12 protein-coding genes are annotated in these 10333 nt (G+C 46.5%); 11 read left to right on the top strand and 1 reads right to left on the bottom strand.

What is annotated here, in order from left to right:
* Window positions 1–266: 266 nt before the first annotated feature.
* From ACFQ03_RS13675 to ACFQ03_RS13645, 7 genes are all read left to right on the top strand, one after another.
* Complete coding sequence (locus tag ACFQ03_RS13675; RefSeq protein WP_379288764.1) at window positions 267–1370, top strand: hypothetical protein; 1104 nt, start codon at window positions 267–269, stop codon at window positions 1368–1370.
* A gap of 406 nt (window positions 1371–1776) precedes the next feature.
* Window positions 1777–2454 (top strand): nicotinamide riboside transporter PnuC, encoded by a 678-nt coding sequence (gene pnuC, locus ACFQ03_RS13670; RefSeq protein ID WP_379288762.1) that lies wholly within the window; start codon window positions 1777–1779, stop codon window positions 2452–2454.
* Complete coding sequence (locus ACFQ03_RS13665) at window positions 2451–3455, top strand: AAA family ATPase (RefSeq protein ID WP_379288760.1); 1005 nt, start codon at window positions 2451–2453, stop codon at window positions 3453–3455. The genes pnuC and ACFQ03_RS13665 overlap by 4 nt, the downstream gene beginning before the upstream one ends.
* A 25-nt stretch (window positions 3456–3480) precedes the next feature.
* The gene (locus tag ACFQ03_RS13660; protein WP_379288758.1) at window positions 3481–4377 is read left to right on the top strand and encodes an NUDIX hydrolase; all 897 of its coding nucleotides are present in this window, start codon (window positions 3481–3483) and stop codon (window positions 4375–4377) included.
* Window positions 4377–4937 (top strand): NADAR family protein, encoded by a 561-nt coding sequence (locus ACFQ03_RS13655; RefSeq protein WP_379288755.1) that lies wholly within the window; start codon window positions 4377–4379, stop codon window positions 4935–4937. Before ACFQ03_RS13660 ends, ACFQ03_RS13655 begins: the two co-directional genes overlap by 1 nt.
* 215 nt (window positions 4938–5152) lie before the next feature.
* Window positions 5153–5701 (top strand): GrpB family protein, encoded by a 549-nt coding sequence (locus tag ACFQ03_RS13650; RefSeq protein ID WP_379288753.1) that lies wholly within the window; start codon window positions 5153–5155, stop codon window positions 5699–5701.
* A complete protein-coding gene (locus ACFQ03_RS13645; protein WP_379288751.1) occupies window positions 5688–6041 on the top strand; it encodes a YdeI/OmpD-associated family protein in 354 nt (117 codons plus the stop codon). Before ACFQ03_RS13650 ends, ACFQ03_RS13645 begins: the two co-directional genes overlap by 14 nt.
* Window positions 6042–6103: 62 nt before the next feature.
* Here ACFQ03_RS13645 and ACFQ03_RS13640 read toward each other — a convergent pair whose 3' ends face one another.
* The gene (locus ACFQ03_RS13640; RefSeq protein WP_379288749.1) at window positions 6104–6760 is read right to left on the bottom strand and encodes a pentapeptide repeat-containing protein; all 657 of its coding nucleotides are present in this window, start codon (window positions 6758–6760) and stop codon (window positions 6104–6106) included.
* 272 nt (window positions 6761–7032) lie between these two features.
* Between ACFQ03_RS13640 and ACFQ03_RS13635 the strand changes: the two genes are divergently transcribed.
* The 4 genes from ACFQ03_RS13635 to ACFQ03_RS13620 all read left to right on the top strand — a co-directional run bounded on the left by ACFQ03_RS13635 (window position 7033) and on the right by ACFQ03_RS13620 (window position 10275).
* Entirely contained in the window at window positions 7033–7389 is a 357-nt protein-coding gene (locus tag ACFQ03_RS13635; protein WP_379288747.1) for a hypothetical protein, read from the top strand.
* A gap of 276 nt (window positions 7390–7665) precedes the next feature.
* Window positions 7666–8172: an RNA polymerase sigma factor gene (locus ACFQ03_RS13630; RefSeq protein ID WP_144942005.1), complete on the top strand. Its 507-nt coding sequence runs from the start codon at window positions 7666–7668 to the stop codon at window positions 8170–8172.
* Window positions 8162–9202 (top strand): DUF4179 domain-containing protein, encoded by a 1041-nt coding sequence (locus ACFQ03_RS13625; protein ID WP_379288745.1) that lies wholly within the window; start codon window positions 8162–8164, stop codon window positions 9200–9202. Before ACFQ03_RS13630 ends, ACFQ03_RS13625 begins: the two co-directional genes overlap by 11 nt.
* Window positions 9203–9510: 308 nt before the next feature.
* Window positions 9511–10275, top strand: a complete 765-nt coding sequence (locus tag ACFQ03_RS13620) for a DeoR/GlpR family DNA-binding transcription regulator (RefSeq protein WP_379288768.1) — start codon at window positions 9511–9513, stop codon at window positions 10273–10275.
* Window positions 10276–10333 lie beyond the last annotated feature (58 nt).

Here is a 10333-nt window from a genome sequence, read left to right as displayed (position 1 = left end):
ATATACCGTTAACTCCTTGTCATACTTGGCATCAGGCAAGAATTTCAGGTGCGAAAGTTGAGTTACTAATTGCTTGGCGGACGACTTGAACTATCCGGAGACCAAAGTTTGTGGGGTATTTAATAAGGCTTCGTTAGAAGCTTTTTTTATTGAATCGAAATTTCTTTAACAACGTATTATGTCACAGAAATATCGAATTCCAGAATTAAAAAATATTAAGGATCAAGTGTAGTACATATAGAATGATGGAATGGGAGGAACCGGCTTTGATTGAGATGCGTGAGAAGGAAGATTTGAAATACTCCAACGCTATACCGACATGGGCGAAGATTGTTAATGCTGCCTTCCTGGGGTTGTTTTTTTTGGTCGGATTTGCAGCATATGGCTTAGGAATCCTATTTCTCTTCGGGCAACATTGGTTTGTAGCGGCCGTTTGCTTAGCCTTTGGCGGGTTCATGACTTGGGCGGTTCGGCTGGTTCGCAATTCCAATAAGATGTATACGGAAATTGTCCTCAAATGCGAGCTGCAAGAGGATGGTTATTATACTTATCTGAAGAAAATAAAAACAGGGGAAGAATGGGAGCATCTAGTTACTTTTGATCAAATACAGGAAGTGTTGATCGGCAGGACAATTCGTTACCAATCCAGAGGGTCGAATAGGCTGGGTTATCACGTGGTTGGGGCCAAGATTATTATGAAATGGACTAACGAACAAGGCCATACCGATTATTCCTTGTTCGGCTTGGAAGACCCTGAGAAACTGGAAGAATGGGTTCAACGGTTCAAACAAAAGGGGATTCCCGTCTATAGTACGGGGGCAAATGTCAGTATAGTTCAGGTAGATGATTACCAGACCGGATACGATGAATTGCCTAAAGTGCCCTATGATAGCGATACAAGCTCGCCGAGAATCGGCAGCCATCGGTTTAATAGCTTAAAGCTATGGCTTAGTTCGGAGATGAGGGCGAGAAAGCGGAGCAAGGAATTGATGCGTGACAAGAAGGTGTTTAATTTAATTCTGCTGGCAATGCTGATCGGCAATTTGCTGATCGCGATTCGATGGATGCCCTCTTGGCCGTTGGATGATGGCATGTTCAGTGAAGACTCCCCTGCTTATTGGGTAGGCGGGTTCAACTTTGTACTTCTTTTGGTTGTCGGGGCATATTGGCGTGAACAGGTGAAATGGTATCGTTCGTTAAGGGATGTGGGGCTTCTCTTAATGGCACAGTTGACTGGCTGGGTATATTTAAAGTTATTTCAAACCGCTCCGGACGGGATGCTGGAAGCGATTGTCGTTGGTGGTTTTATACTTGCATGCTACAACGGAATTCTCTTTATCATCTTTCGGATTTTGCGAAGGTTTTGGTAGAGGCGCTTATATAAAACTTGCCATAAGTGTACAGAAATAGCTATTACATTGGTCTTCTCGGAGTCATCGGGAGACATTACCTACTAACGAGCATTATATTCATTGGTCCCACCCGGAAGCCGTTCTAGGAAAACTATTAGAGATGCTTAACTAAGGGCATTCGTTGTAACGTTACTTAAGCAAAAAGTCGCCCGGAATTGGCGGGTTGCGGGCCATATATTTCCCATAGTAGCCCTTCGAATCCCTTGTCTTTGCGTCAAAGACAAGGGATTTCCTTTATTACACCCCCCTCTAACCAATAAAATAGGCAAAAAGTCACTTGTTGGCGGAGCGCTCTTCTGTTAATTTTGATATTATCAATTTGTTATTATCAGATGAATACCAAGGGGAGCCGGAGGGGATACTCATGAAGAAAACTTGGGGCGATTGGAACTTATACGAAATAGCTTGGCTGGGCCTGTTCTCCGGGATTGCTATCGTACTGACGGTAATTATGAAGGATACTTTGTTCGGATTCACGGTCTTCCTTACGGGAGTATTGTGCGTGGTCCTTGCGGCCAAAGGCAACCTGATGACCTATGTTTTCGGTATGTATAATACATTTGGTTACGCATATTTGGCTTACGTCAACGGATTGTTCGGGGAGGTTATGCTGAATCTGCTCTTCTTCGTCCCCATGAATGCGGTCGGCTTCATCATGTGGAAGAAGCATCGCCATGGCGGCAAGCTGGTCATGAGGCAGATGGATCGGAGAGGTTTGTTCCTCGTAGCGGCCGTTTGCGCATTAGGCAGCCTGTCGCTCGGTTTCGGACTGTCGTTCATTCCGTCGCAGAATTCGCCCTATATCGATGCCCTTACGACCGTGTTATCGGTGGTGGCGACGGTTTTGATGGTCAGAAGGTTTAAGGAGCAGTGGCTGGTCTACATTGTCCTGAATATTTTCACGGTGCTGTTGTGGGTGATTAGAACTCTGGACGGAAGCCCGGACGGCGTATTGATGATCATCATGTGGAGCGCGTACCTGGTCAATGCGGTCTACGGTTACTACACCTGGAACAGAGGGGCTAAGGAGGTACTGCTATGAAAAAGCTGGGATTGACTTTGGGAAAGTTTGCGCCGCTGCATAAAGGACACCAGTTCATGATAGAAACGGCCCTGCAAGAGGTGGACGAATTGATCGTTGTCATCTATGAAACGGACGTGATGACGATTCCGCTGCATATTCGGGCGAGCTGGATTCGCAAGCTGTATCCGGCGGTCAGGGTTATCGAAGCCTGGGACGGTCCGGACGGATATTCCAATGACCGGGAGCATGAAATCCGGCAAGAGCAGTACATTCTCGGTTTGCTGAAGGGTGAGCGGGTGACGCATTTTTACTCCAGTGAATTTTATGGAAAGCATATGAGCCTTGCTTTGGGCGCAGTGGATAGGCGGGTAGATGAAGACCGCAAGCGGGTTCCGATCTCGGCGACGATGATTCGGTCCGATCCTTATAAGTACCGGGAATATATCAGCGATGTCGTGTACCGGGACTTAATTACGAAAGTCGTATTCATGGGTGCGATGTCGACTGGTAAATCGACGATAACGGAAGCTTTGGCACGGCGGTACCGGACAACATTCGCAAGCGAGTACGGACGGGATTACTGGACCGAGCACCAAGTGGACCGAAGAATTCGGCTGGAGGCTTTCGATGAGATCGCAGTCGGGCATATCGAGAGGGAAGAGAAGGCGCTGCTTGAAGCAAACCGGTATCTGTTCGTCGACACGAACGCGATTACCACTTACATGTTTGCAATGGACTATCACGGCCGGGCGCCGGAGTTGTTAACCCGAATGGCACTGGAAAATGCGCAGAGATACGATTTGTTTTTCCTATGCGACGACGATATTCCTTATGAGGATACGTGGGATCGCAGCGGGGACCAGAAACGGCATACTTTCCATAAACAGATTATCGCCGATTTGAAGGAGCGCCGAATTCCCTTCATTACGTTGAGGGGGAGCCTGGAGGAACGGATGCGGAAGGTAGATGAAGTATTGGCACGGTTCAAGCCATACGACAATTATTTCGGAGAACGTTAATAGCTGAAAACGGAGGATGAGGCTGATGGATATTCTGGATCGCGACGGCAACGGATTGACGGAACGGGAATTTCTGGAACGGTATCGGGCGGGGGATTACGAGCGTCCCTCGGTGGCGGTGGACATGGTCATTTTCACCGTTACGGAGGCCGAGGAGAACAATTACCGCAAGCTCCCGGAGAAGGAGCTGAGGGTTCTGCTTATTCAGCGGGGAGCGCATCCTTTCTTGGGCAAATGGGCGCTTCCGGGCGGCTTCGTCCGGTCCAATGAGACGACGGAACAGGCCGCGGCGAGGGAATTGTACGAGGAAACCGGCGTAGATAACGTATATCTGGAGCAGTTATATACGTTCAGTGATGTCGGACGGGATCCCCGGACTTGGGTCATGAGCTGCAGCTATATGTCGCTAATCAACAGCGGCCAAGTGCAGTTGAAGGCGGGGGATGACGCTGTCGGCGCGGCCTGGTTCAAGGTGTCCTATCGGCTACTGCGCGAGCGCAAGGAGCTGATCGAGGGCGGATATGTCAAAGCGCTGCAGTACGAGCTCAAGCTTAGCTCCAATTACGGGGAGCTGACTGCCGTAGTGGAACGTACGGTGACGGCAACGGAAACCTCGACCGCAACGTCTTACACCATCGTCTCCAACGATGGGTTGGCTTTCGACCATGCGAAGATTATTGCTTATGCCATCGAGCGGTTGCGGGGCAAGGTGAATTATACGGATATTGCGCTTCACCTGATGCCGAAGCTGTTTACGTTAACGGAGCTGCAGCAGGTATATGAGGTAATTTTGGATAAGGAGCTGCTGAAAGCCGCCTTCCGGCGCAAAGTGGCCGATCTCGTAACGGAAACGGATCACTATACCGAGAATGCGGGCCACCGTCCATCCCGCTTGTACCGAAGAAGACTGGAGGAATTATAATGATATACAATATCGAGGATTTACGAAATGCTTATCTTGCAGGGCAAAAATATAAGTTTCTGTTGTTCTGGGGCCATACGCCGTCGAGAGACGGAAGCATAGATAAAAGCTGCTTAAGCCAATGGTGGATGAGCCCGTTCGTCGTGGAGGGAACAGAGTACTCCTGTGCCGAGCAGTACATGATGGCGGAGAAGGCACGGCTATTCCGGGATGACGAGATGTTGGCCGCCATCCTGCAGGCCAAGCATCCGAAGGAGATGAAAGCCTTCGGGCGTGCGGTAAGAAACTTCGACAAGGCCGTCTGGGACAGCCAATGCTACGCGATAGTCAAGCAGGGCTGCTTGGCGAAGTTTTCGCAGAATCCCCAGCTTGGCAATTTTCTAAGATCGACGCAAAACCGCATTTTGGTAGAGGCCAGTCCGCGAGACCGTATCTGGGGAATAGGGATGGGGCCGTCCAACCCGGACGCGGAGAATCCAATGAAATGGCGGGGGCGTAACCTGCTGGGCTTCGCACTGACCGAAGCGCGCGACGAGTTATTTTCGAAAGAAGGGGAATGACATGGATCGAAAGAAAATGGCTCAGGAGCCTTGCGGATCCAGCAGCAGGGCTTCTATTAATATGATGGGTGCCGGTTGGATTTTGCCGCGGCGCAGAGCTATTCGGAGGTAACAGCCATCTGATCGCTCCCGAATGATTGACAAGACAATAATCAGATGATACTTTATCAAAACATTCTTTTGCACTTGATATCACTGAAAAAGGGGGAGAAACAATGTCCGACCAAAATCATTATGTAGTCAAAGTAGTTCCTTACAGCTCTGAATGGCCTCAGCAATTTGAGAAAGAGAAGGACCGGTTGCTTGAAATATTGGCCCCTCACACCGCTACCCTTGAACATATCGGCAGTACTTCTATACCCCATCAAGACGCAAAACCAATCATCGATATGTTTGCGGCCGTGGACACTTTGCTTAAAGAAACGGTCTATGCGAACTTGCTTAACCATTTGGGTTACCGCTATATTGAAACAGGCATGACCGGGCGTCATTTATTTGTAAGAGAGCTCGCAGGGACTCGTACGCATCATTTGCATATCCTGCCGATCGAAGGATTTTATGAAAGAAATGAGCTGCTATTTCGCGACTACCTCCGGGCTCATCCTGATTTAGTCCAGGAGTACGGTGAGCTTAAACGTGTTTTGGCTGAACAATATCATTCAGACTCTGACGGATATACACGAGCAAAAACTGCCTTTATCCAACGTGTTGTTGACCTGGCACGAACAGAACGAGGACTTCCTCTTCAAGATGTATGGGACTAATTGTAATGAGCAGACCGTGCCTTTCCTTTCCACTTTTAATCGAATGGGAGGTAGTGTTGTCGGTTTAAAAGCGGATGAACGAAATAAAAATCGCACCTCCTCCAAACCTAGTCAAAGCGTCGACGATTATCTTGCCATGATTCCGCATATAGAGCAAGATTTGCAGGACAGTCCGGATGTGCTTGCCTTCTACCAATCACTCACTCCGGGGTATCGCAAGGACTGGGCCCGATATGTGTATAGTGCGGTGCAGGAGGAAACAAGAGTAAAGCGGCGTGCAGAAATGAAGGCGGTTCTGGCTGCCGGGTATAAGAGTATGGATCTCTATCGAAGAAGATAATCGAAGAAGATAACCCGGCGAGGCTGACATTCTCCTCAGCCCAGATTCGCCAATGCTGGCGTTCAAGAATCCTCCTTAACAATGAGTCCGAACAATGATGCAAATAGGTAGGCTTGTTCACGGGTAATGATACAGCCTTGCAAATCTTCCACCCCCACGCCTAACCCATTGAACTGACAATCGCTTAAGTCGATTCCGTTCAGCTTGGTACCCGACAATTGAGCCTGGTCCATCTTGGAACGATAGAATTCAATTTTATGTAATTTAGAGTAGCTAAGATCGGTATGACACAAAGAACTATCCTGAATGATCACTTGCTTGGTATTGCAAAATCGGAAGGAGGCGTAATCGGCTATACATTGATCAAAGAGGACATTCCGCAATGTCGAACCGGTTAAATGAATGCCGATCAATTTGCATTCTTGGAATACGGTTCGATGAATGATGGCTTCGCTGAAATCAACATTGGATAGATCGCACTTTTCAAAGATGACATCGGTCAGTTCCACGCCTGTCAAGGCGCATTCTGTAAAGGTGACTTGTTTGAAGATGATTTTATCGAAGGTCACTTTGTGATCTGTCAGATGCTCTATTACGCAGTTTTGTATGATTCCCATCTCTACAAAATCATTCAATTGGATATCATCCGGTGTCAGTTCAGATAGTTCATTCGGAATAATCGGCGGTTCGATTTTCATTGCTTTTTTCCCGCGGCTCATTGGAGTGTTTTCCCCCTTCAAAAAAGGAACATTAGTTCCTATTATAGGCGAACAAGATGGGACGTGCAAACGAGGTTTAATGTTTAGAAAGAATCGGCACTGGTATCCTCGATTTTCCAAGCATGATATGATAGTGGCGGTACAGTACAAGTTAGTCGGATTCGACACCAGGCTATTTCAGAGTGTTTGGAAGCTCAGAATAACGCGTTATGAGAAATGCTGTGAAGTTATAGGATAGACCTGATAATAAGCAGAGAAAATGGGGGATTCAAATGACACTACATGATCTGTTTAATGAAAAACCGACAAAATTATGGCGTGAAAGAATGATTGAAGATGAGGATGAAGATGACTTCTATACGAAAGAGAGCTTATTAAGCTGTGATAAAGTTCTGGACGATTACTTAAACCAATTAGTATCGCTGCAAGAGAATAGGAATCCGGAGAAGATCATGAAGGCCGTAGAAGAAACTATACTTGCCCTAAATGATGTGAATGATGAGCATGATTATTTTATTGAGACAAGTGAACGGGAAGAATTCGCCGAATTTATTGATAAGGCGGCCAGGCTAGCCGGATTAGAGATTGAGGAAGGCCATGATATTACGCTGGAATGGAGAGAATGGTAATTCTTATTTAACCTGAATTTTAACTCGAAGAGTCATAGTACTTCTCAATTACACTACATCGATAGAATTCACATGAGGTTACATCCAAGTACCGGTCAAAGTCCCAGAATTAGAACAAGAAGGCCTCCAAAACCACTCTAAAGGTGGGATTGAAGGCTTTTGTTGTTCCATGAAATTCTGACTGGAGCGGGGACTGAAAATGATATATAGAAAAATAATACCGGGCAATGGGATATTTTCGAGTCGGCCATCGTGTTGTATGTAGGAGGCGAAAAGATGGAAAACAATTCTTTATTGCGTACGGATAAAGAATTGGCCGAACTCTATCAACGGCATGCGGATCTAGTTTACAGGCTGTGCTACATCTATTTGAAAAATCCCGTTGATGCAGAAGACGCTGTTCAATCTGTATTTCTAAAACTGATCAAAACACAAATCGTATTCAATGACCATGAGCATGAAAAAGCGTGGTTGACGGTAGTTACCCGAAATTACTGTAAAGACATTCTGAAAAATTGGTGGAAGACCCGTCGTATCGCTTTAGATGCTTTACCGGAGGTTCCAGCTTGGAATGGCGATGTGCCGTCGGGGCAGGTGCTGGCCAGACTGCTTTCACTTCCGGAGAAATACAAAACCGTATTATATCTTTATTATTTTGAGGAGTACTCCGTTAAAGAAATCTCGGAGATGTTGGGCCGCAAAGAGAGCACGGTCCAGACGCAGCTGTCCAGAGGCAGGCAGCGCCTTAAAATTAACCTGGGAGGGAATTTCCTTGAGGAATAGAAGTCATATTCATCAGCTCTTCGAAGCTCTTGCGCCAAAAACGGAGCAAAAAGAAAAGATGCTTCAAAACATTTTAGTGCAAAGCCGGAATGAAAAGATAAGGCACAGAGGATTTGCTCCCGTGAAACGCTTAAGATCCGCCGTGCTGGCTGCGGTGCTGATGGCTGGGTTAACGACAACCGCTTTTGCAGCGGCGTATATGGGATTAGATGAAGCCTTTCTAAAATTTCTTAATCCGGTAAATCATGAGCAGGCACAATATTTGTCAAACGGCGCTTATGTAGTTGACAAGCAAGTGACCAACGAGAATGGGACGCTTACCATTAAGCAAGTGATCGGCGACAGTAATCTGACCTATATTTTAATGGATTTTTCTGCGCCAGAGGGTACGGTATTAGACGCTGCGCGGTATCGCTTTTTGGATAACGACATAACGACAAGGCAGAACTTTCAAAGCGTAGGATTTAAAGCCCTCGATGATGGCAACCGAAGTGACAACAAAATTAGCTTGGTTATGAGTGTCATGACGAGAAATAGCATAGCCGGCCAAAAAGTTCACTTACGGCTCAAAGATTTACAAGCAGCCGATCCGCTTCCGGGGATTTTCGAAACGATCATACCGGGGACTTGGGAAACTGAATTTAAATTGGATTTCAAGGACTACTCCACCCTTTATCCGGTCAATCAAAACATTACCATGTACGGATATGAGGCCGTGTTAAAATCGATCTCGGTCTCACCCATTTCGATTACTTTAAAAGTGGATAGCAGCTACTTGGAAGAAATTAACGAAGCTGCCGGCGAATTAAAGGAAATTGGAGACAATAAACATTTAGATAACTTTCCCATCACGATAAACTATGCAGACGGCACCTCAGAAACGACGGCTATTTTTTCCGGATTATATTTGTCGGAACATATAAGTGAGCAAATCCTTATGATCAAAACTTTTGAAAATGTAATCAATGATAAGGAAATTGCTTCGATCGTATTTTTCGATAAAGAGATTCCGATACAAACGGGCCGGTAATGCTTGAAGGTGATGGCACTAGGCGAACCGGCAACCGCAATAACAGAGCAATCGAGAAGAAATCAAGAAGGGCCAATTATGTGACTTCTAAGACCTTTGGTCTTAGAGGTTTTTTTATATAGAAAAAACCAGGTAACGAGCCGTCCCTTCTCCGTCCCTCATTATAAAACAGCACAAAACGGAAAATATGTGGATAAATATTCCTCATTTTTGTTCCAAAATGGAATAAAACAGAATATAATTGAATTATACTAGGTAAAAAGATGAGGAAAAGGGAGCGAAAGGGTATGGTGCAGGAAGAGTCAAGCATGTTTGCCGAAGAGCGCAGGGAGAAAATTCTTGCTTTATTGAATCAGGAGAAGCGGGTATTTGCCAAGGACTTGGCAGAGAGGTTCCAGGTCTCCATTGATTCCATTAGACGGGATCTGTCCATTATGGAGGAGCAGGGCTTGCTTAAGAAGACTCACGGTGGCGCAATACCACCTGCGAAGGTTCGGCAGTCCCCTCCGCCTCCGGACCAACGTTACGGTGACGGAACGCCGCAAGGCAACGCAATTGCTAAAATAGCGGCATCCTATATTCGTGAGAACGATACTGTATTTATCGGCAGTGGCTCTTTATCGTATGTATTGCTGAAGTACTTGCCTGATCAAATGCCCCTTACGATTGTTACTAACAGTATGCGGGTAGCCGATGTGCTAAAGGAACGGGATTGGGTCGACACTTATTTAATCGGTGGCCGAGTCAAGCCGTCCGGTAATATTACGGATGTTCTTGCTAACGAATTTGTTCGTCAATTTAAGTTTGACATCAGCTTCATCACGGGGGGCGGGATCTCAGAAGAAGGAGTATTTGTAGCTACCCCGGAAGTAGGGGCATTCGGGAGAGCGGTCGCTCAGGTATCCCGCCGTCGCATTGGAATAGCCACGCATCATTCCCTCGGAAACGATGGATTCGCGAAGGCCGGACGAATCGAGGATTTAGACTTGTTAATTACAGACCAGGACGCTGATCCGGAAGCTATTGAACGCATTGAGGCGCTTGGCGTTAAAGTGATCGTAGCCCAGTTGTAGTGCAAAGGGAGCGCCATTTTTTTCGAAATTTGTTCCCATAATTTGCTCAAATGGAAAT

Source organism: Paenibacillus residui, from assembly GCF_042677205.1.
Lineage (GTDB): Bacteria > Bacillota > Bacilli > Paenibacillales > NBRC-103111 > Paenibacillus_L > Paenibacillus_L residui.
The sequence above is the reverse complement of the archived record's forward strand: the minus strand, read 5'-3'. Positions and strand labels throughout refer to the sequence as shown.

What these genes read in the sequence shown, in the direction of transcription:
- ACFQ03_RS13620 (WP_379288768.1), top strand. Translation starts at nt 9,511, where the DNA reads ATGTTTGCCGAAGAGCGCAGGGAGAAAATTCTTGCTTTATTGAATCAG.
- ACFQ03_RS13650 (WP_379288753.1), top strand. Translation starts at nt 5,153, where the DNA reads ATGTCCGACCAAAATCATTATGTAGTCAAAGTAGTTCCTTACAGCTCT.
- ACFQ03_RS13635 (WP_379288747.1), top strand. Translation starts at nt 7,033, where the DNA reads ATGACACTACATGATCTGTTTAATGAAAAACCGACAAAATTATGGCGT.
- ACFQ03_RS13640 (WP_379288749.1), bottom strand. Translation starts at nt 6,760, where the DNA reads ATGAGCCGCGGGAAAAAAGCAATGAAAATCGAACCGCCGATTATTCCG.
- ACFQ03_RS13655 (WP_379288755.1), top strand. Translation starts at nt 4,377, where the DNA reads ATGATATACAATATCGAGGATTTACGAAATGCTTATCTTGCAGGGCAA.
- ACFQ03_RS13645 (WP_379288751.1), top strand. Translation starts at nt 5,688, where the DNA reads ATGTATGGGACTAATTGTAATGAGCAGACCGTGCCTTTCCTTTCCACT.
- ACFQ03_RS13630 (WP_144942005.1), top strand. Translation starts at nt 7,666, where the DNA reads ATGGAAAACAATTCTTTATTGCGTACGGATAAAGAATTGGCCGAACTC.
- pnuC (WP_379288762.1), top strand. Translation starts at nt 1,777, where the DNA reads ATGAAGAAAACTTGGGGCGATTGGAACTTATACGAAATAGCTTGGCTG.
- ACFQ03_RS13660 (WP_379288758.1), top strand. Translation starts at nt 3,481, where the DNA reads ATGGATATTCTGGATCGCGACGGCAACGGATTGACGGAACGGGAATTT.
- ACFQ03_RS13665 (WP_379288760.1), top strand. Translation starts at nt 2,451, where the DNA reads ATGAAAAAGCTGGGATTGACTTTGGGAAAGTTTGCGCCGCTGCATAAA.